The sequence below is a fragment of the Ancylobacter sp. TS-1 genome (assembly GCF_009223885.1).
Lineage (GTDB): Bacteria > Pseudomonadota > Alphaproteobacteria > Rhizobiales > Xanthobacteraceae > Ancylobacter.
Genome location: NZ_CP045144.1, coordinates 575926 through 595880, shown reverse-complemented (window position 1 = coordinate 595880; position 19955 = coordinate 575926). Strand labels below are relative to the sequence as shown.

The 19955-nt window shown below is 66.0% G+C and carries 15 protein-coding genes and 3 tRNA genes; 2 read left to right on the top strand and 16 right to left on the bottom strand.

The features are described 5' to 3' along the window. Positions 1–84 precede the first annotated feature (84 nt). The 14 genes from rpoC to GBB76_RS02725 all read right to left on the bottom strand — a co-directional run bounded on the left by rpoC (position 85) and on the right by GBB76_RS02725 (position 15698). Positions 85–4275, bottom strand: a complete 4191-nt coding sequence (gene rpoC / locus GBB76_RS02790; protein WP_152301878.1) for a DNA-directed RNA polymerase subunit beta' — start codon at positions 4273–4275, stop codon at positions 85–87. A 125-nt stretch (positions 4276–4400) separates the two neighbouring features. Then, positions 4401–8531: a DNA-directed RNA polymerase subunit beta gene (gene rpoB / locus GBB76_RS02785; protein WP_152301877.1), complete on the bottom strand. Its 4131-nt coding sequence runs from the start codon at positions 8529–8531 to the stop codon at positions 4401–4403. 269 nt (positions 8532–8800) lie between these two features. Then, on the bottom strand, positions 8801–9178 hold the full coding sequence (gene rplL, locus GBB76_RS02780; RefSeq protein WP_152301876.1) for a 50S ribosomal protein L7/L12: 378 nt from the start codon (positions 9176–9178) through the stop codon (positions 8801–8803). 50 nt (positions 9179–9228) lie between these two features. After that, entirely contained in the window at positions 9229–9747 is a 519-nt protein-coding gene (gene rplJ / locus GBB76_RS02775; RefSeq protein WP_152301875.1) for a 50S ribosomal protein L10, read from the bottom strand. A 480-nt stretch (positions 9748–10227) separates the two neighbouring features. Continuing rightward, positions 10228–10932: a 50S ribosomal protein L1 gene (gene rplA, locus GBB76_RS02770; RefSeq protein WP_152301874.1), complete on the bottom strand. Its 705-nt coding sequence runs from the start codon at positions 10930–10932 to the stop codon at positions 10228–10230. Between the two features lie 4 nt (positions 10933–10936). After that, a complete protein-coding gene (rplK, locus tag GBB76_RS02765; protein WP_152301873.1) occupies positions 10937–11386 on the bottom strand; it encodes a 50S ribosomal protein L11 in 450 nt (149 codons plus the stop codon). A 261-nt stretch (positions 11387–11647) separates the two neighbouring features. Next, positions 11648–12025 carry a ribbon-helix-helix domain-containing protein gene (locus GBB76_RS02760; RefSeq protein ID WP_152301872.1) on the bottom strand — a complete coding sequence of 126 codons (378 nt, stop codon included), beginning with the start codon at positions 12023–12025 and terminating at the stop codon, positions 11648–11650. Positions 12026–12153: 128 nt separating this feature from the next. Next, the gene (locus GBB76_RS02755) at positions 12154–12768 is read right to left on the bottom strand and encodes a DJ-1/PfpI family protein (RefSeq protein ID WP_152301871.1); all 615 of its coding nucleotides are present in this window, start codon (positions 12766–12768) and stop codon (positions 12154–12156) included. Between the two features lie 168 nt (positions 12769–12936). Next, entirely contained in the window at positions 12937–13467 is a 531-nt protein-coding gene (gene nusG, locus GBB76_RS02750) for a transcription termination/antitermination protein NusG (RefSeq protein WP_152301870.1), read from the bottom strand. 11 nt (positions 13468–13478) lie between these two features. Then, the gene (gene secE / locus GBB76_RS02745; protein ID WP_152301869.1) at positions 13479–13676 is read right to left on the bottom strand and encodes a preprotein translocase subunit SecE; all 198 of its coding nucleotides are present in this window, start codon (positions 13674–13676) and stop codon (positions 13479–13481) included. A gap of 198 nt (positions 13677–13874) precedes the next feature. Further along, positions 13875–13951 (bottom strand) — tRNA-Trp (locus GBB76_RS02740). 172 nt (positions 13952–14123) lie between these two features. Beyond that, positions 14124–15314 carry an elongation factor Tu gene (gene tuf / locus GBB76_RS02735; RefSeq protein WP_152301868.1) on the bottom strand — a complete coding sequence of 397 codons (1191 nt, stop codon included), beginning with the start codon at positions 15312–15314 and terminating at the stop codon, positions 14124–14126. 193 nt (positions 15315–15507) lie between these two features. Continuing rightward, positions 15508–15581 (bottom strand) — tRNA-Gly (locus GBB76_RS02730). 32 nt (positions 15582–15613) lie between these two features. After that, positions 15614–15698: transfer RNA gene (locus tag GBB76_RS02725), tRNA-Tyr, on the bottom strand. A gap of 218 nt (positions 15699–15916) precedes the next feature. Between GBB76_RS02725 and rlmB the strand changes: the two genes are divergently transcribed. Beyond that, positions 15917–16738, top strand: a complete 822-nt coding sequence (rlmB, locus tag GBB76_RS02720; protein ID WP_202911156.1) for a 23S rRNA (guanosine(2251)-2'-O)-methyltransferase RlmB — start codon at positions 15917–15919, stop codon at positions 16736–16738. 350 nt (positions 16739–17088) lie between these two features. After that, positions 17089–18762 (top strand): MFS transporter, encoded by a 1674-nt coding sequence (locus GBB76_RS02715; protein WP_152301867.1) that lies wholly within the window; start codon positions 17089–17091, stop codon positions 18760–18762. 101 nt (positions 18763–18863) lie between these two features. Here the strand turns inward: GBB76_RS02715 and GBB76_RS02710 are convergent, their stop codons facing one another. Then, entirely contained in the window at positions 18864–19205 is a 342-nt protein-coding gene (locus GBB76_RS02710) for a RidA family protein (RefSeq protein ID WP_152301866.1), read from the bottom strand. A 111-nt stretch (positions 19206–19316) separates the two neighbouring features. Further along, complete coding sequence (locus tag GBB76_RS02705; protein WP_152301865.1) at positions 19317–19946, bottom strand: OmpA family protein; 630 nt, start codon at positions 19944–19946, stop codon at positions 19317–19319. Between the last annotated feature and the right edge of the window lie 9 nt (positions 19947–19955).

Sequence of the window (19955 nt, the reverse complement as noted above, 5' to 3'; positions counted from 1 at the left end):
GCACGTCCCACAAAGCAAAAGGGCCGCTCCCGAGGGAGCGGCCCTTTCTGTTTCAGCGGACCCGAGCGGGTGCCGGCGTGCCGATCACTCGGCGGCGGCCGGACCCTCGATCTGCGGCGCATTGGCGGCAACGCCGTCCTGCTCGTTCTGCGCGGCGATCAGGTCGTCGCGGGTCGTCGCGGTCACGCGCAGCTTGGCCATCTGGGCGCCCGTGCCGGCCGGGATGAGGCGGCCGACGATGACGTTCTCCTTGAGGCCGGCGAGGTCGTCGGACTTGCCGTTGACCGCCGCCTCGGTGAGCACCCGGGTGGTCTCCTGGAAGGAGGCCGCCGAGATGAAGGAGCGCGTCTGCAGGCTCGCCTTGGTGATGCCGAGAAGCACCGGGTGGCCGCTCGCGGTCTTCTTACCTTCCGCAACCAGTCGCTCGTTGATCTCGTTCAGCTCCGAGGCGTCGATCTGCTCATTGGTGAGCAGGTCGCTCTCGCCGGCGTCGTCGATCTCGACCTTCTGCAGCATCTGGCGAACGATCACCTCGATGTGCTTGTCGTTGATGAGCACGCCCTGCAGCCGGTAGACCTCCTGGATCTCGTTGACCAGATAGGCGGCGAGTTCCTCGACGCCCTTGATCGCCAGGATGTCGTGCGGCGCCGGGTTGCCGTCGACGATGAAGTCGCCCTTCTCGACGAGGTCGCCATCCTGCAGATGGATGTGCTTGCCCTTCGGGATCAGGTACTCGACCGCCTCGTCGGTCGAGTCCTGCGGCTCGATGGTGACGCGGCGCTTGTTCTTGTAGTCCTTGCCGAAGCGGATCGTGCCGGAGATTTCGGCGATGATCGCCGCATCCTTCGGACGACGCGCCTCGAACAGCTCGGCCACGCGCGGCAGACCGCCCGTGATGTCGCGGGTCTTGGCGGACTCCATCGGCACGCGGGCAAGGACGTCGCCGGCCTTGATCTGCGAGCCGGGATCAGCCGACAGGATCGCCTCCACCGGCAGCGTGTAGCGGGCATCGCCGCCGCGCTGCAGCTTCAGCACCTTGCCGTCCGGACCCTTGACCACCAGCGAGGGACGCAGTTCCGAACCGCGGCCCGTGCGCCAGTCGGTGACGACACGCTTGGCGATGCCGGTCGACTCGTCGACCGTCTCGCTCAGCGAGGCGCCTTCCACCAGGTCCTCGTAACCCACCGTGCCCTCGACCTCGGTGAGGATCGGGCGGGTGTAGGGGTCCCACTCGGCGATGCGCTGGCCACGCTTGATCGCGTCGCCGTCATCCACCTTCAGCTTGGCGCCGAACTGGATGCGGTGCGCCGCCTTCTCGCTGCCGTCATGGTCGATGATCAGCACCGAGAGGTTGCGGCTCATCGCGATCAGCTCGCCCTCGGAGTTCCGCACCACATTGCGGTTGCGGAGCTTCACCGTGCCCTCGAACGAGGCCTCGATGAAGGACTGCTCGGAGAGCTGCGCCGCGCCGCCGATGTGGAAGGTGCGCATGGTGAGCTGGGTGCCCGGCTCGCCGATCGACTGCGCCGCGATGACGCCGACCGCCTCGCCGATGTTCACCGGCGTGCCGCGCGCGAGGTCACGGCCATAGCAGGTGCCGCAGACGCCGTTCTTGGCTTCGCAGGTCAGCACGGAGCGGATCTTGATCTCCTGCACGCCGGCCTTCGAGATGCGCTCGACATCGGCTTCGTCGATCATCCGGCCCGCCGGAATGATGACGTTGCCCGTGCCGCCCTCGATCACGTCCTCGGCCGTGGTGCGGCCCAGCACGCGCGAGCCCAGCGTCGCCACGATCTGACCCGCGTCGACGATGGCCCGCATGGCGATGCCGTTGTCGGTGCCGCAGTCGCGGATCGTGATGATGCTGTCCTGCGCCACGTCGACGAGACGACGGGTCAGGTAGCCCGAGTTCGCGGTCTTCAGCGCGGTGTCCGCGAGGCCCTTACGGGCGCCGTGGGTCGAGTTGAAGTATTCGAGAACCGACAGGCCTTCCTTGAAGTTCGAGATGATCGGCGTCTCGATGATCTCGCCCGACGGCTTGGCCATCAGGCCGCGCATGGCGGCGAGCTGACGCATCTGCTCGCGCGAACCACGGGCGCCCGAATGGGCCATCATGTAGATCGAGTTGATCGGCTTGGCCCGGCCCGTCTTCGGGTCGATCTTCACCGCCGAGATCTCGGCCATCATCTCGTCGGCGAGGCGCGCGGAGCACTTGCCCCAGGCGTCGACGACCTTGTTGTACTTCTCGCCCTGGGTGATCAGGCCGTCATTGTACTGCTGCTCGTACTCCTTGGTGAGCGCACGGGTCTCTTCGACCATGTCCCACTTCTTGGAGGGCACCACCATGTCGTCCTTGCCGAACGAGATGCCGGCGCGGAAGGCGTTGGAGAAGCCGAGCGTCATGATGCGATCGCAGAAGATGACCGTCTCCTTCTGACCGCAGTGGCGGTAGACGGTGTCGATCATGTTCGAGATTTCCTTCTTGGTCATCAGCTTGTTGACGACGTCGAAGGTGATCTTGGCGCTCCTCGGCAGCAGTTCGCCGAGCTTCATGCGGCCCGGGGTGGTCTCATAGATCTTCGAGACCGGGTCGCCGTTCTCGTCCACGCCGATGTGACGCCCGCGCACCTTGGTGTGCAGGGTGATGACCTTGTTGGCCAGCGCGTGGTCGATCTCGCCCATATTGGCGAAGGCCATGCCCTCGCCGGGCTCGTTGTCGCGCAGCATGGTCAGGTAGTACAGGCCGAGCACGATGTCCTGCGAGGGCACGATGATCGGCGCGCCGTTCGCCGGGTGCAGGATGTTGTTGGTCGACATCATCAGCACGCGCGCTTCGAGCTGCGCCTCGATGGACAGCGGCACGTGCACCGCCATCTGGTCGCCGTCGAAGTCCGCGTTGAAGGCGGCGCAGACCAGCGGGTGAAGCTGGATCGCCTTGCCTTCGATGAGCACCGGCTCGAACGCCTGAATGCCCAGGCGATGCAGCGTCGGGGCGCGGTTCAGCATCACAGGATGCTCGCGGATCACCTCGTCGAGGATGTCCCACACCTCGGGACGCTCCTTCTCGACCAGCTTCTTCGCCTGCTTCACGGTGGCGGAAAGGCCCTTGGCGTCGAGGCGCGAATAGATGAAGGGCTTGAACAGCTCCAGCGCCATCTTCTTCGGCAGGCCGCACTGGTGCAGCTTCAGCTCGGGACCGACGACGATCACCGAACGGCCGGAATAGTCGACGCGCTTGCCGAGCAGGTTCTGACGGAACCGGCCCTGCTTGCCCTTCAGCATGTCGGCGAGCGACTTCAGCGGGCGCTTGTTGGCACCCGTGATGACGCGGCCGCGGCGGCCGTTGTCGAACAGCGCATCGACCGCTTCCTGAAGCATGCGCTTCTCGTTGCGGATGATGATGTCCGGCGCCTTCAGCTCGATCAGCCGCTTGAGGCGGTTGTTACGGTTGATGACGCGGCGGTACAGGTCGTTGAGGTCGGAGGTCGCGAAGCGGCCGCCATCCAGCGGGACGAGCGGGCGCAGGTCCGGCGGGATGACCGGAACATGCGTCAGGATCATCCATTCCGGCTTGTTGCCGGACTCCTGGAAAGCCTCGACGATCTTCAGGCGCTTGGCCAGCTTCTTCGGCTTGAGCTCGGTGGTCGCCTCGGCGATCTCCTTGCGCAGATTGCCGGCGATCTTCTCCAGATCCATGCTGCGCAGCAGCTCGCGGATCGCCTCCGCGCCGATCAGCGCGGTGAACGAGTCCTCGCCATATTCTTCCTGCGCCCGCAGATAGTCCTCTTCCGAGAGGAGCTGACGCTCCTTCAGCGGGGTGAGGCCCGGCTCGATGACGCAGTAATATTCGAAGTACAGGATGCGCTCGAGGTCCTTGAGCGTCATGTCGAGCAGCAGGCCGATGCGGCTCGGCAGCGACTTCAGGAACCAGATGTGCGCGACCGGGGCAGCGAGCTCGATGTGGCCCATGCGCTCGCGGCGCACGCGCGACAGCGTGACCTCGACGCCGCACTTCTCGCAGATGATGCCCTTGTACTTCATGCGCTTGTACTTGCCGCACAAGCACTCATAGTCCTTGATCGGGCCGAAGATGCGCGCGCAGAACAGACCGTCACGCTCGGGCTTGAACGTGCGATAGTTGATCGTCTCCGGCTTCTTGATCTCACCGAAGGACCACGACAGGATCTTTTCCGGACTCGCGATCGAGATCTTGATCTGATCGAAAGTCGGCGCCGGCGCCGCCGGGTTGAAGAGATTCATGACCTCTTGATTCATCGCCGTCTCCTTCGGATGGACCCCGCCTCCGCCGCCGCGGCTCGCTTGGGTCACTGAAAAGTCTGATCTGTCGAGCGATCGAAGGGGCGGCGGCCGATACGCCGCCCGCCCCTCTTGTCAGTCGGTCATTCGGCCGCCGGCAGGCTCTCGCCCGGGGTCGGCACCGCCGAGTGGGTCTTGGAGTTCATCAGCTCGACATTGAGGCCGAGCGAACGCATCTCCTTCACGAGAACGTTGAAGCTCTCGGGAATACCCGCCTCGAAGGTGTCGTCGCCGCGGACGATCGCCTCGTAGACCTTGGTGCGGCCGGCGACGTCGTCGGACTTGACCGTGAGCATCTCCTGCAGCGTGTAGGCAGCGCCATACGCTTCCAGGGCCCACACCTCCATTTCGCCGAAGCGCTGACCGCCGAACTGCGCCTTGCCGCCCAGCGGCTGCTGGGTGACGAGCGAGTACGGGCCGATCGAGCGTGCATGGATCTTGTCGTCGACAAGGTGATGCAGCTTCAGCATGTAGATGTAGCCGACCGTCACCTTACGGTCGAACTGCTCGCCGGTGCGGCCGTCGAACAGGGTCGACTGCGCCGATTTGTCGAGGCCCGCCAGCTCCAGCATGTGCTCGATGTCGGCCTCGCGGGCGCCATCGAAGACAGGCGTGGCAATCGGCACGCCGCGGCGCAGGTTCGACCCCAGCTCGACCAGACCCTCCTCGTCGAGCGAGGCGACGGTCTCATCCTTGCCGTAGATCTTGCCGAACGCGTCCTTGAGCGGGGCGATGTCGTTGGTCTGCCGGTAGCTCTCGATGGCACGGTCGATGACCTTGCCGAGACCCGCGCAGGCCCAGCCCAGATGCGTCTCCAGGATCTGGCCAACGTTCATGCGCGAGGGCACGCCGAGCGGGTTGAGCACCATGTCGACCGGGGTGCCGTCCTCAAGGAACGGCATGTCCTCGACCGGGACGATGCGCGAGACCACGCCCTTGTTGCCGTGCCGGCCGGCCATCTTGTCGCCCGGCTGGATCTTGCGCTTCACGGCGATGAAGACCTTGACCATCTTCATCACGCCCGGAGGCAGTTCGTCACCGCGCTGCAGCTTCTCGACCTTGTCGAGGAAGCGCTGCTCGAGACGCTTCTTCGACTCGTCGTACTGGTTGCGGATCGCCTCCAGCTCACCCATCAGGTGATCGTCGGCGATGGCGAACTGCCACCACTGGCTGCGCGGATAGTCGGTCAGCACCGAACGGGTGATGACGGTATCCTTCTTGAAGCCCTTGGGGCCGGCGACGCCGGTCTTGCCGTCGAGCATCTCGGCGAGGCGGCCGAAGACGTTACGGTCGAGGATCGCCTGCTCGTCGTCGCGGTCCTTGGCGAGACGCTCGATTTCCTCGCGCTCGATGGCCTGGGCGCGCTCGTCCTTGTCGACGCCGTGACGGTTGAACACGCGCACTTCGACGACCGTGCCGGTGACGCCCGGGGGAACGCGCAGCGAGGTGTCGCGCACGTCCGCCGCCTTCTCGCCGAAGATGGCGCGAAGCAGCTTCTCTTCCGGGGTCATCGGGCTCTCACCCTTCGGCGTGATCTTGCCGCAGAGGATGTCGCCCGCCTGAACTTCGGCGCCGATATAGACGATGCCGGCTTCGTCCAGGTTCTTCAGCGCCTCTTCCGACACGTTCGGAATGTCGCGCGTGATTTCCTCCGGACCCAGCTTGGTGTCGCGGGCCATCACCTCGAACTCCTCGATGTGGATCGAGGAGAAGACGTCGCCCTTGGAGATGTTCTCCGACAGCAGGATCGAGTCTTCGAAGTTGTAGCCATTCCACGGCATGAAGGCGACGAGGATGTTCCGGCCGAGCGCGAGATCGCCGAGGTCGGTCGAGGGACCGTCCGCGATGATGTCGCCCTTCGTCACCCGGTCGCCCACGCGCACCAGCGGACGCTGGTTGATGCAGGTCGACTGGTTGGAGCGCTGGAACTTCTGCAGCCGGTAGATGTCGACGCCGGACTTGGAGGCGTCATTCTCCTCCGTCGCGCGGATGACGATACGGGTGGCGTCCACCTGATCGATCACGCCGGTGCGGCGGGCGGCGATGGCCGCGCCCGAGTCACGGGCGACGACCGACTCCATGCCGGTACCGACGAAAGGCGCGTCGGCGCGAACCAGCGGCACTGCCTGGCGCTGCATGTTCGAACCCATCAGCGCGCGGTTGGCGTCGTCGTTCTCAAGGAACGGGATCAGCGCGGCGGCGACCGAGACGAGCTGCTTGGGCGACACGTCCATGAAGTCGACGCGGTCGGGCGTGACCAGCAGAACGTCGCCGGCGTGACGGCAGACGATCAGGTCCTCGACGAAGCGGCCATCCGCGTCGAGCGGGATGTTGGCCTGCGCGACGTAGTACTTCCCCTCCTCCATGGCGGAGAGATAGACCACCTCGCCCTGCACCTGGCTGTCCTTCACGCGGCGGTAGGGCGCCTCGATGAAGCCGTACTTGTTCACGCGGGCGAAGGTCGCCAGCGAGTTGATGAGGCCGATATTCGGGCCTTCCGGCGTCTCGATCGGGCAGATGCGGCCGTAATGCGTCGGGTGCACGTCGCGCACCTCGAAGCCGGCGCGCTCGCGCGTCAGGCCGCCCGGGCCAAGCGCCGACAGGCGGCGCTTGTGGGTGATCTCCGACAGCGGGTTGGTCTGGTCCATGAACTGCGAGAGCTGCGACGAGCCGAAGAACTCGCGCACGGCCGCGGCGACCGGCTTCGCGTTGATCAGGTCCTGCGGCATCACGGTGTCGATGTCGACGGACGACATGCGCTCCTTGATGGCGCGCTCCATGCGCAGCAGGCCGACGCGGTACTGGTTCTCCATCAGCTCGCCGACGGAGCGGACGCGGCGGTTGCCGAGATGGTCGATGTCGTCGATCTCGCCCTTGCCGTCGCGCAGCTCCACCAGCGTGCGGATGACCGCGAGGATGTCCTCGCGGCGCAGCACGCGCACGGTGTCGGCGGCGTCGAGGTCAAGACGCATGTTCATCTTCACGCGGCCGACCGCGGAGAGGTCGTAGCGCTCGGAATCGAAGAACAGCGAGTGGAACATCGCCTGCGCGGAATCCAGCGTCGGCGGCTCGCCGGGACGCATCACGCGGTAGATGTCGAACAGCGCGTCCTCGCGGGTGACGTTCTTGTCGACCGCCAGCGTGTTGCGGATGTAGGCGCCCACATTGACGTGGTCGATGTCGAGGATCGGCACCTCGTCATAGCCGAGGTCGACAAGCTGCTTGAGCAGCTTCTCGGTGACTTCCTCGCCGGCCTCGACATAGATCTCGCCGGACTGCGGGTTCACCAGGTCCTGCGCGATGTACTGTCCGAGCATCTCCTCATCGGAGATCTTCAGGGCCTTGAGGCCCTTCTCGGCGAGCTGGCGGGCCTGACGGACCGTGACCTTCTTGCCGGCCTCGATCACCACTTCGCCGGTGTCGGCGTCGACGAGATCGGACACGGCCTTGTAACCCTTCATCCGCTTGGGATCGAAGGGCATGCGCCAGCCGTCCTTCGTGCGGACGAAGGTGACGGTCTCGTAGAAGGTGTTGAGGATTTCCTCGCCGTCGAGGCCGAGGGCGAACAGCAGGCTCGTCACCGGAATCTTGCGGCGACGGTCGATGCGCGCAAAGACGATGTCCTTGGCGTCGAACTCGATGTCGAGCCAGGAACCGCGATACGGGATGATGCGGGCGGCGAAGAGCAGCTTGCCCGAGGAGTGCGTCTTGCCCTTGTCGTGGTCGAAGAAGACGCCCGGCGAGCGGTGCATCTGGGACACGATCACGCGCTCGGTGCCGTTCACGATGAACGTACCGTTGGACGTCATGAGCGGAATGTCGCCCATGTAGACGTCCTGCTCCTTGATGTCCTTGACGGACTTGGCGCCGGTGTCCGGGTCGACATCGAACACGATCAGGCGGAGCGTCACCTTCAGCGGGGCGGCGAACGTCATGCCGCGCTGGCGGCACTCGTCCACGTCATACTTCGGCGGCTCGAACTCGTAGCGGACGAATTCGAGCATGGCCGCGCCCGAGAAGTCCGAGATCGGGAAAACCGACTTGAAAACCGCCTGAATGCCGTCGTCCGCGCGACCGCCCTTCGGCTCGTCGATCTGCAAGAACTGGTCATAGGATGCCTTCTGAACCTCGATGAGGTTCGGCATCTCGGCCACTTCCTTGATCTTGCCGAAAAACTTGCGGACCCGCTTACGACCGGTGAACGTCTGCGCCATGTCGCTCCTCGCTCCGTCCCAGTAACCGTCGCGCCAGCCACGGCCCGGGCAAAAGGCCCGGCAACGGTGGTGGCACATGCTTGCGAAACGAATCGGTCAAAAGGATGAGGCGACCTGACGCCTGCCCCTTGACCGTTCCGCAAACCGACGGCTCGCCGGACGATCCTGCTGCGGACCGTCGGGGAAGCCGTCGGGCTTCCTACGTCGCCTTCGCCCGCGAGCGAAGGCAGAGGCCGCCGGCGAACCGGCGGCCTCCCATGATCAGATGATCACTTGAGCTCGACCTTGGCGCCGGCCTTCTCGACCTGAGCCTTGATCTTCTCGGCCTCGTCCTTGGACACGCCTTCCTTGATCGGCTTGGGCGCGCCTTCGACGAGGTCCTTGGCTTCCTTGAGGCCCAGGCCGGTGATGGCGCGGACTTCCTTGATGACCTCGATCTTCTTGTCGCCGGCGGCAGCCAGGACAACGGTGAACTCGGTCTGCTCCTCGACGGCCGGAGCCGCAGCGGCAGCACCCGGAGCGGCAGCGACGGCCACGGCGGCCGCAGCGGAAACGCCCCACTTCTCTTCGAGGAGCTTCGCGAGCTCGGCAGCCTCGAGAACGGTCAGGTTGGAAAGCTCGTCGACGAGCTTCGACAGATCAGCCATTTTACTTAAGTCCTTGGATTTCGGTTCGAACCAGATTTAACCGGGAAGCCTCACGCGGCTTCGTTCTCGCGCCCATAGGCCCCGAACACGCGGGCGAGCTTCGCCGCCGGCGCGTTGACGACCTGAGCAACCTTGGTGGCGGGGGCCTGGATGAGGCCGACCAGCTTGGCGCGCAGTTCGTCGAGAGACGGCAGCGTGGCCAGAGCCTTGACGCCGTCGGGGTTGAGGGCGGACTTGCCGAGGGCTCCGCCGAGGATGACGAACTTGTCGTTCGTCTTGGCGAAGTCAGTGGCAATCTTCGGCGCCGCAACCGGATCGCTGGAATAGGCGATCAGGGTCGGTCCCTTCATCAGGGACGCGACATGCGCGACGTCCGAACCTTCGAGAGCGATCTTCGCGAGGCGGTTCTTGGCCACCTTCACAGTCGCACCGGCCGCCTTGGCCTGCCGGCGCAGGGCCGACAGCTGGGCGACGGTGAGGCCGGAATAGTGGGCCACGACGACAACCGAGGTGCTCTTGAACACCTCGGAAAGCGACGTGACGAGCTCTTCTTTTTGTGCTCGATCCACTTCACTTGCTCTCCGGTGGCGAGGAAGACATGCTCCCCCGCCGGGTTTGCGCCTTGTCGCCCCTCCTCGCGGAGAGACGACGGTTAGAATCCTGTCCCCCTGGGACCGGAAAACCGGCCAAGGCGCTGGTTCGAGCCGAAATCCAAGCCCCGGAGACCGGAACCCTTCCTTCGGTCGTACCCCGTCTATGCTGGCCCCGAAGCGGGATTAAGCCACCTCGAACGAGGGGCGCCGGCAGTCTCGGACAGGACTTAAAGCCGGCAAGGCGAACCCTGCCGGCCTCTCCGCCCGGTTTTACGCGGGCGAAAGCTGCGAATCTGTTGGTTCGCTCCCGACTCATTGCCGGGAACGAAACCGCCCATATAGTGGGTCTCTCGGGATTTGTCACCCCTGATAGCACCAAGGGCTTGACAAATCCACATCGCCGCGATCACGGGGCCGCGACCGGCCCCGTTCTCGCCGCGAGGCATCGATACCCGCTCAGCTCGCCGCCGACAGCACGGACGACGTGTCGACCTTCAGGCCGGGGCCCATGGTCGAGGACAGCGCGATGCGCTGGACATAGGTGCCCTTGGCGCCGGTCGGCTTGGCCCGGACCACCGCGTCGGCGAAGGCGCGGATGTTCTCGGCCAGCTTGTCGACCGGGAACGAGGCCTTGCCGATGCCGGCGTGGATGATGCCGGCCTTCTCGACGCGGAACTCGACCGCGCCGCCCTTGGCGGCTTCGACGGCGCCCTTGACGTCCATGGTCACGGTGCCGACCTTCGGGTTCGGCATCAGGCCGCGCGGGCCCAGCACCTTGCCGAGACGGCCGACCAGCGGCATCAGGTCCGGGGTCGCGATGCAGCGATCGAAATCGATCGTGCCGCCCTGGATGGTCTCGAGCAGATCCTCGGCGCCGACGATGTCGGCACCCGCCGCCTTGGCCTCGTCGGCCTTGGCGCCGCGCGCGAACACTGCAACGCGCACGGTACGGCCGGAGCCGTTCGGCAGGTTGCACACGCCACGGACCATCTGGTCGGCATGGCGGGGATCGACGCCGAGATTCATCGCCACTTCGATGGTCTCGTCGAACTTGGCGTTGGCACGCTCCTTCAGGAGCTGGATCGCCTCGTCGAGCCCGTAGAGCTTGACCGGATCGATGCCCTCACGGACGGCGCGAATACGCTTGGAAATCTTGGCCATCAGCTCAACCCACCACTTCGAGGCCCATGGAACGGGCGGAGCCCTCGATCATCCGGACCGCCGCGTCGACGGTGTCGGCGTTGAGGTCCTTCATCTTCTTCTCGGCGATCTCCGCGAGTTGGGCGCGCGTGACCTTGCCGGCGAAGCCGCCCTTGCCCGGGGTCTTGGAACCCGAGCCCGGCTTCTTCTTCGTCTCGAGGCCGGCGGCCTTCTTGAGGAAGTAGGAGACCGGGGGAGTCTTCAGCTCGAAAGTGAAGGAACGGTCCTGATAGGCGGTGATCACGACCGGGATCGGCATGCCCTTTTCGAGCTGGCCGGTCTGGGCGTTGAACGCCTTGCAGAATTCCATGATGTTCAGGCCGCGCTGACCGAGCGCCGGGCCGATCGGCGGCGCGGGGTTGGCCGAGCCGGCCGGCACCTGCAACTTGATGTAGCCGGTGATCTTCTTCGCCATGACGAACTCCTCGGCGCCGCGACTGCCGGTCGCAAACGCCAAAGCACGCCGTCGCGACGGCTTCATCGCGGGCGGCGTATATGGAGGATCGCGGTTGCGGCACGTGTATCACGCCGGCTGGCGAACCGGCCGTGCCTCCCGCGTATGAATGCGACCCGAGGGGCGCGGTCGCTCCGATACAGCAATTTGCGTGCCGACGCAACGTGGCAGCCGGATGACAGCCGCCGGCGATGCCCGCGCCGGCACTAACCTACCCGCCCCTCACGCCGCCGACGGCAGCGCCCGCCCGCGCCCGGTGCGCCGCGCCTCGCGGGCGAGAATGGCGTCGGCATCGAGGCTGCGGATCGGCGTGCCGAGGTCGCGCGGCACGTCGCCCTCGAGCTGGAGCGCCAGATAGCGCCCGCAGCACACACGCAGGAAGGAGGCGAAGTTCTCGACCCCGCCATGGGCGAAGACCAGTTCCTCATGGAGCTTGGCGAGAAGCTGGCCAAGGCTCATGCCGTCGCGCTGGGCGATCTCCTCCAGCACCTGCCAGTAGAGGTTCTCCAGCCGCACGCTGGTCGAGTAGCCGTGGAGCCGCACCGATTTGAGCCGCGTCTGCCACAGACGGGGATCGGCCTCGATGAAGAGCTTGCACATGACGCCCTCCCTGGCGACGCCACCTTGTGACGTCCCTTGGCGGCGGAGCCGTCCGCCCCGCCGCGCCATCATAATCCCGTTCGGCCGTTCCGCGAAGGCGCGTACGCCCGCGATCGGGGCCGTCGCCGTCAGGCGGCCTGGCGAGCGGAGGTGTTCACCTCGCCATGGGAAATGGTGGTGCCGAGCACCGCGAGGAACTGGCCGATCCACGCGGGATGGGCCGGCCATGCCGGGGCCGAGACCAGATTGCCGTCCGTCACCGCCGCGTCGATGGCGATGTCGGCATAGGTTCCGCCCGCCAGTTCGACCTCGGCGCGGCAGGCCGGATAGGCCGAGCACAGGCGGCCCTCCAGCACCCTCGCCCCGGCCAGAAGCTGCGCGCCGTGGCAGATGGCGGCGACCGGCTTGTTGGCCGTGAAGAAGTGCCGGACGATCTCGACCGCCCGCGCGTTGAGCCGCAGATATTCCGGCGCGCGCCCGCCCGGAATCACCAGCGCGTCGTAGCGGGCCGGGTCGATGTCGGCGAAGGTCGCGTTGAGCGCGAAATTGTGGCCGCGCTTTTCCGAATAGGTCTGCTGGCCCTCGAAATCGTGGATCGCGGTGGCCACGCTGTCGCCGGCTTTCTTGTCCGGGCAGACCGCGTGCACGGTGTGGCCCACGGCCAGCAGCGCCTGATACGGCACCATGGTCTCGTAGTCCTCGACGAAATCGCCGACGATCATCAGGATGCGTTTGCCTGCCATTGTGTCCTCCCATGTTGACGCCGCCGTCCGTGGCGCGGCGGCAAGGCTTGGGAGGAGGATAGGCGGTCGGCCGGCGGCGAGGGTGTTAACCCGTTAACGCGCGCCTCAAACGAAAAAGGGCGCCGCCGAAGCCGCGCCCTCGCAGAACGTGCCGCCGTGGATCGGCGATCAGGTCTTCTCGACCTGCGCGAACTCCAGCTCGACCGGCGTGGCGCGGCCGAAGATCGACACCGCCACCTTGAGGCGCGAGCGCGCCTCGTCGACTTCCTCGACGATGCCGTTGAACGAGGCGAAGGGGCCGTCCGCCACCTTGACCGTCTCGCCAACCTCGAAGGTGATCGAGGGCTTGGGGCGCTCGATGCCTTCCTGCACCTGCTGAAGGATGCGCATGGCCTCCTTCTCGGCGATCGGCATCGGCTTGTTGTCGGCGCCGAGGAAGCCCGTGACCTTCGGCGTGTTCTTGATGAGGTGGAAGGCTTCGTCGGTGAGGTCCATCTTCACCAGCACGTAGCCAGGGAAGAACTTGCGCTCGGCGTCGACCTTGCGGCCGCGGCGCACCTCGACGACCTTCTCGGTCGGCACCAGCACCTGCTCGAACAGGTCGGTGAGCCCGCGCTGCGCGGCCTGCTCCTTGATGGAGTCGGCGACCTTCTTCTCGAAGTTCGAATAGGCGTGGACGATGTACCAGCGCATGGGCATCGCGTCTCTCCTCACCGGCCGAACTGGAGGACCTGAGCGATGACGAAGCTCAGGATCTGGTCGGCGACCAGGAAGAACAGCGAGGCCAGAACCACCATGACGAACACCATCGCCGTGGTGATCAGCGTCTCGCGACGGGTCGGCCAGGTCACCTTGCGCGCTTCCGCGCGGACCTGCTGGAAAAACTCGACCGGATTCGTCTTCGCCATGCTCGTCTCGAAACGCCTCTGATGCCGCCCGCGCCAAAATCGGTGTGATCGCGACGCCGGCCTGCAGGATGTCGTAACGCGCCGCCCGGTGGGCAACCCGCGACGGTACCGTCAAATACACGAAGCGGGCGTATAGCCCGCAAAGCTGCCTCGCGTCAAAGGACGTTTGCCGCCTTGCCCGCCACTCATCCGAGGGAGTGGCAGGAGTGGAGGGACTCGAACCCCCAACCCCCGGTTTTGGAGACCGGTGCTCTAACCAGTTGAGCTACACTCCTAAAGAAGCGGACGGGGCTTCAGCCAGATCGTCCGCCTCTCGAATCGCGAGGCACTATAACCGGCGGCGCGCGAAGGTCGAGGGCACGCGGCGCCGGTATCAACAGTCCGGCAGGTCCGGCGGAAAAATGCCGGTGCCGGAAAGGGATGCGGCAAGCCGCATCCCTGCATCGATCACTCGATGATGGCGGCGACGACGCCGGCGCCGACGGTGCGGCCGCCTTCACGGATGGCGAAGCGCAGCTTGTCTTCCATCGCGATCGGCACGATCAGCTGAACGTCGACCGAGATGTTGTCGCCCGGCATCACCATTTCCGTGCCTTCCGGCAGCGTCACCACGCCCGTCACGTCCGTCGTGCGGAAGTAGAACTGCGGACGGTAGTTGGTGAAGAACGGCGTGTGGCGGCCGCCCTCTTCCTTCGTCAGGATGTAAGCCTCGGCCTTGAACTTCGTGTGCGGCTTCACCGAACCCGGCTTGCACACCACCTGACCGCGCTCCACGTCCTCGCGCTTCGTGCCGCGAACCAGAATGCCGACATTGTCGCCGGCCTGGCCCTGGTCGAGCAGCTTGCGGAACATCTCGACGCCGGTAACCGTCGTCTTGATGGTCGGACGGATGCCGACGATCTCGACTTCCTCGCCCACCTTGATGATCCCGCGCTCGACGCGGCCCGTCACCACCGTGCCGCGGCCCGAGATCGAGAACACGTCCTCGATCGGCATCAGGAACGGCTGGTCGACCGGACGCTCCGGCTGCGGGATGTACTTGTCCACTTCCGCCATCAGCGCCAGCACGGCATCGTGGCCGAGCTTGGGGTCGCCGTTCTGCAGCGCCACCAGCGCCGAGCCGCGGATGATCGGGATGTCGTCGCCCGGGAAGTCGTACTTCGACAGAAGCTCGCGCACTTCCAGCTCGACCAGCTCGAGGAGTTCCTCGTCGTCGACCTGGTCGCACTTGTTCAGGAACACCACCAGCGCCGGAACGCCGACCTGGCGCGCCAGAAGGATGTGCTCGCGGGTCTGCGGCATCGGGCCGTCGGCCGCCGACACAACCAGGATCGCGCCGTCCATCTGCGCCGCGCCGGTGATCATGTTCTTCACATAGTCGGCGTGCCCGGGGCAGTCGACATGCGCGTAGTGGCGGTTCGCCGTCTCGTACTCGACATGCGCCGTCGAGATCGTGATGCCACGCGCCTTCTCTTCCGGCGCCTTGTCGATCTGGTCGTACGCCGTGAACGTCGCCCCGCCAGACTCCGCAAGAACCTTCGTGATCGCCGCCGTCAACGACGTCTTGCCATGGTCAACATGGCCAATCGTCCCAATGTTGCAGTGAGGCTTCGAACGGTTGAACTTCTCTTTGGCCATAGTGTTTTTCCTTCAGCGACAGTCCGGAAGTCGCGAAAATCGGGGCGTGGGATAGGCGGTTTCGGCTCATTCCGCAAGTGCCGCGTTGCGCGGCGGGGCGGCGCACCCGCTGCGATTCACGCCTCGGGCACACACGGAATGCCGACTGCGCACGGAACCGGCGCACGCCTCATATAGGAAGCACGGGCGGATTTGGAGCGGGTGAAGGGAATCGAACCCTCGTCATCAGCTTGGAAGGCTGTTGCTCTACCATTGAGCTACACCCGCGAAAGGTAGAGGCAATATAGCGAGAGGCGACGTGGTGGGGGAGGTAGGACTCGAACCTACGAAGGCATAGCCAGCGGATTTACAGTCCGCCCCCTTTGCCGCTCGGGACACTCCCCCAGGTCACTCAAGGCACGTCGCGTCGGTCACGACCGACGCGGACGACGCCCCGGCCTTCGACCCCACGGGGAGCGTCCGGCGCAAAGCGTGGCGCCCCCGTGCGGCCGGCTTTATGGTGACGTGCCCCTGCCCTGTCAACCCCGCTCGCGGCTCCGTCCCCCACACTGTGGACGCGCGGCAAATTGCCAATGAGGGCGTGTCGTGACAGAACGCGCGCCATGAACGATCGCCCGAACCGCCCGCACGGCCGGCCCTCGCGCCCTGCCGACCGCAACCGCACGCCGCGCCCGCGCCCCGCCGGGCGCCCCTTCGGCGCGTGGCCGGACGACGTCGCGATCCTGTATGGCTGGCACAGCGTCGTCGAGGCGCTGCGCAACCCGCGCCGCAAGTTTCGCCGCCTGCTCGCCACCGAGAACGCCGCGCGCCGGCTCGAAGAGGAAGCGATTCCGCTCAAGATCGCGCCGGAGATCGTGCGCCCCGGCGAGATCGACCGGCAGCTCGATCCCGACGCGGTGCACCAGGGGCTGCTCGCCGAATGCGACCCCCTGCCCGTGCTCAGTCTCGCCAAGGCGGCCGAGTGCGACCTGCTGCTGGTGCTCGACCAGATCACCGACCCGCATAATGTGGGCGCTATCGTGCGCTCGGCGGCGGCGCTGAAGGTCGGCGCCATCGTCACCACGGCCCGCCACAGCCCGGCGGCAACCGGCGTGCTGGCCAAGAGCGCGAGCGGCGGGCTGGAGCACGTGCCGTTCTGCTTCGTCGGCAACCTCGCCCGCGCGCTGGACGAGCTGAAAGAGCGCGGCGTGCAGGTGGTCGGCCTCGACAGCGAGGGTCCGGCCGATCTCGTCGACACGACCCTTTCCGCCCCTGCCGCCCTCGTGCTCGGCGCCGAAGGAAAGGGCCTGCGCCAGCTCACCCGCCAGACCTGCGACACGCTCGCGCGCATCGACCTGCCGGGCGCCATCATCAGCCTGAACGTGTCGAACGCGGCCGTGCTCGCGCTCTATATCGCCCGCCGCGCCGTCGGCGGACGAGACTAGCCGCCCGATAATACTTCGCACCTACAGCATTTTTCTCCCGCACTGCAGCGCAATGCGGGGTTACGACCAATTGCCAATCGTCAAACCCAGCGGCTTTCGCCAAGCTTTCCGTTGAGGTGCAGAAGGAATCGAAGAATTCCGCGCATCGCGATACCGGGGACTGGCGCCGCCTGCGCATGGTGGGCCGCCCTCCGGGAGGAAAAAGCCCGAGCGGACGGCGTTCCAGCGGAACACCCAAACTCGATCACGACATCAGACGAGGCTCCCGGCGAGCCCGTCGTCTTTCGTGCGTGCGCAGTTCTTCGCACGTCTGGATATTGGCGCGACTTACTTTGGGGAAGGGAACGACAATGAGCGTTACAACGGCAGGGCCCGCCAAGAAGGCGGCCCCGATGACCCGGGAAGAGAGGAAGGTGATCATCGCCTCCTCCGCCGGCACGGTCTTCGAATGGTACGACTTCTATCTTGCGGGCTCGCTCGCGGCCAACATCGCCGCCACTTTCGTGCCCGGCACGAACGACACCGCCAAGTTCATCTTCGTGCTGTTCGGCTTTGCCGCCGGCTTCGCGGTGCGCCCGTTCGGCGCTCTGGTCTTCGGTCGCCTCGGCGATCTCATCGGCCGCAAGTACACCTTCCTCGTCACCATGACGCTGATGGGCATCGCCACCTTCCTGGTCGGCCTTCTGCCCAGCTATGACTCGATCGGCTACGCCGCTCCGGTCATCTTCATCGTCTGCCGCCTGCTGCAGGGCCTCGCGCTCGGCGGCGAGTATGGCGGCGCGGCGACCTATGTCGCCGAGCATGCGCCCCACGGACGCCGCGGCTTCTACACCTCGTGGATCCAGACCACCGCCACGGTCGGCCTGTTCCTCTCGCTGCTGGTCATCCTGACGCTCCGCCTGTCCATGTCGCCGGAAGACTTCGCGGCCTGGGGCTGGCGCATTCCGTTCCTGCTGTCGATCATCCTGCTCGGCTTCTCGATCTGGATCCGCCTCTCGCTCAACGAGTCGCCGGCCTTCCAGAAGATGAAGGCGGAAGGCTCGCGCTCGAAGGCGCCGCTCACCGAAGCCTTCGGCCGCTGGTCGAACGCCAAGATCGCGCTCATCGCCCTGTTCGGCGGCACCGCCGGCCAGGCCGTGGTCTGGTACTGCGGCCAGTTCTACGCACTGTTCTTCCTGACACAGACACTGAAGGTGGACGGCACGACGGCGAACCTTCTCATCGCCTTCAGCCTGCTCCTCGGCACGCCGTTCTTCGTCTTCTTCGGCTGGTTCTCGGACAAGATCGGCCGCAAGCCGATCCTGATCGCGGGCTGCCTCATCGCCGCGGCGACCTACTTCCCACTCTTCGAGAACATCGCCCGCGTCGCCAATCCGAAGCTGATCGAAGCCACCGACTCGGTGAAGATCGACATCACCGCCGATCCGGCGAGCTGCGGAACCCTGTTCGACCCGGTCGGCGTGCGCGTCTTCACCCGGCCGTGCGACGTCTATCGCCGCACGCTGGCGACCAATTCGATGCACTACGCGCTGCTGCCGGGCCCGGCGGGCTCGCCCGTGGCGGTCTCGGTCAACGGCACGCCGGTCACGATCGCCGACACCGACAAGTCCGGCGCCGCCATCGTCGCCGCAGCCCAGGCCGCCGGCTATCCCAAGGTGGGCGACGCGTCCATCGTGAAGCAGCCGAGCGTCGGCGGCGTGCTGAGCGACAGCCGCACGCTCACCCTGATCGGCCTCCTGTTCATCCTCGTCCTCTACGTGACGATGGTGTACGGCCCGATCGCGGCCCTGCTGGTCGAACTCTTCCCGACCCGCATCCGCTACACCGGCATGTCGCTGCCCTACCACATCGGCAATGGCTGGTTCGGCGGCTTCCTGCCGCCCACCGCCTTCGCCATCGTGGCCGCGACCGGCAACATCTTCTCCGGCCTCTGGTATCCGATCATCATCGCCGTCATGACGGCGATCATCGGCCTGATCTTCCTGCCGGAAACCAAGGACCGCGACCTCGAGAACTGGCACTGATCGCGTGCCCCGGCTCCGCCCCACGCGGGCGGAGCCTCAAAATGGAAAGGCCCCGTCGCAGGACGGGGCCTTTTTTGCGGCGTTCGCCGGCGCGGACGGTCTCAGAGGGCGGCCTTCACCACGATCTCGACCTTGTAGTCGGGCGTCGCCAGCAGGGCCTGGACGGTGGCGCGGGCGGGCGTGTTGCCGGCCGAGACCCACTTGTCCCACACCGCGTTCATCTCGGCGAAGGTCGCGATGTCGGCGAGGTAGATGGTCGCCGTCAGCAGCTTGGACTTGTCGGTGCCGGCCTGCGCCAGAAGCGCGTCGATCGACGCGAGCACGGCCTCCGTCTGCGCCGTGACGGTCTCGCCCTTGGCGACCTGCCCCGCCAGATAGACGACCGACCCGTGAATGACGGCCTCGCTCATGCGCGGACCGACCTCGATTCTCTTGATGCTCATCTGCCGAAACTCTGGATTCGTCGGTGGGGGAACGGCCAAATAAAAAGGCCGGCCGGCACCCCCCGGGCACCGGCCGGCCTTGCTAGCACGCGAGACGCGCGCCTGTCGCGATCAGGGCGCGTTGGTCGGAACAGGCTTGCCCATCGGGCCGACGGTGCCGATGGTGAAGATCTGCACGCGGCGATTGATCGGGTCCTGCGGCTTGGAGGGCACCTGCAGCGCCTCCTGGCCGAGGCCGACGGCCTCGAGCCGGGCCGGCGAAATGCCGAACACCGTCACCAGCGCCTGCACGATCGCCTCGGCGCGCTGCTGGCTGAGCTTCAGGTTGAAGGCACGCGTGCCGGTCGTGTCGGTGTTGCCGACGACGATGAACTTGTAGTTCCACAGGATCGGGTGGTGCATCGCATCGGCGATGGCGCCGAGCGTCCGGTAGGACTCGGGGCGGATGATGTCCGAGCCGAGCGCAAACTGGATCTGCACAGTGATCTGCGCCAGCTTGTCGAGCCGCTTGGCGATCTCGGACTTGTCCAGCGTCAGCGGCGCGTTCCTGGCCACCGCGTCCTGAGCCATCTGGCGCAGCACCTGGGCGGTGAGCGACGGATCGAACATGGTGGCCTGCGACAGGCCCTGCATGATCTGCGCGTCGGAGTCGGGCGTCTGCGCGGTCGCCGTGCTGGCGAGCGGTGCCGCCATCATGGCTGCGAGGGCGATGCCCCCGACGAAACGGGTAATACGGGTCATGATCTGTCT

Excerpts from the sequence above, each read along its gene's own strand:
- rpoC (WP_152301878.1), bottom strand. The coding sequence starts at position 4,275 with ATGAATCAAGAGGTCATGAATCTCTTCAACCCGGCGGCGCCGGCGCCG.
- rpoB (WP_152301877.1), bottom strand. The coding sequence starts at position 8,531 with ATGGCGCAGACGTTCACCGGTCGTAAGCGGGTCCGCAAGTTTTTCGGC.
- rplL (WP_152301876.1), bottom strand. The coding sequence starts at position 9,178 with ATGGCTGATCTGTCGAAGCTCGTCGACGAGCTTTCCAACCTGACCGTT.
- rplA (WP_152301874.1), bottom strand. The coding sequence starts at position 10,932 with ATGGCCAAGATTTCCAAGCGTATTCGCGCCGTCCGTGAGGGCATCGAT.
- rplK (WP_152301873.1), bottom strand. The coding sequence starts at position 11,386 with ATGGCGAAGAAGATCACCGGCTACATCAAGTTGCAGGTGCCGGCCGGC.
- GBB76_RS02760 (WP_152301872.1), bottom strand. The coding sequence starts at position 12,025 with ATGTGCAAGCTCTTCATCGAGGCCGATCCCCGTCTGTGGCAGACGCGG.
- GBB76_RS02755 (WP_152301871.1), bottom strand. The coding sequence starts at position 12,768 with ATGGCAGGCAAACGCATCCTGATGATCGTCGGCGATTTCGTCGAGGAC.
- nusG (WP_152301870.1), bottom strand. The coding sequence starts at position 13,467 with ATGCCCATGCGCTGGTACATCGTCCACGCCTATTCGAACTTCGAGAAG.
- secE (WP_152301869.1), bottom strand. The coding sequence starts at position 13,676 with ATGGCGAAGACGAATCCGGTCGAGTTTTTCCAGCAGGTCCGCGCGGAA.
- tuf (WP_152301868.1), bottom strand. The coding sequence starts at position 15,314 with ATGGCCAAAGAGAAGTTCAACCGTTCGAAGCCTCACTGCAACATTGGG.
- rlmB (WP_202911156.1), top strand. The coding sequence starts at position 15,917 with ATGAACGATCGCCCGAACCGCCCGCACGGCCGGCCCTCGCGCCCTGCC.
- GBB76_RS02715 (WP_152301867.1), top strand. The coding sequence starts at position 17,089 with ATGAGCGTTACAACGGCAGGGCCCGCCAAGAAGGCGGCCCCGATGACC.
- GBB76_RS02710 (WP_152301866.1), bottom strand. The coding sequence starts at position 19,205 with ATGAGCATCAAGAGAATCGAGGTCGGTCCGCGCATGAGCGAGGCCGTC.
- GBB76_RS02705 (WP_152301865.1), bottom strand. The coding sequence starts at position 19,946 with ATGACCCGTATTACCCGTTTCGTCGGGGGCATCGCCCTCGCAGCCATG.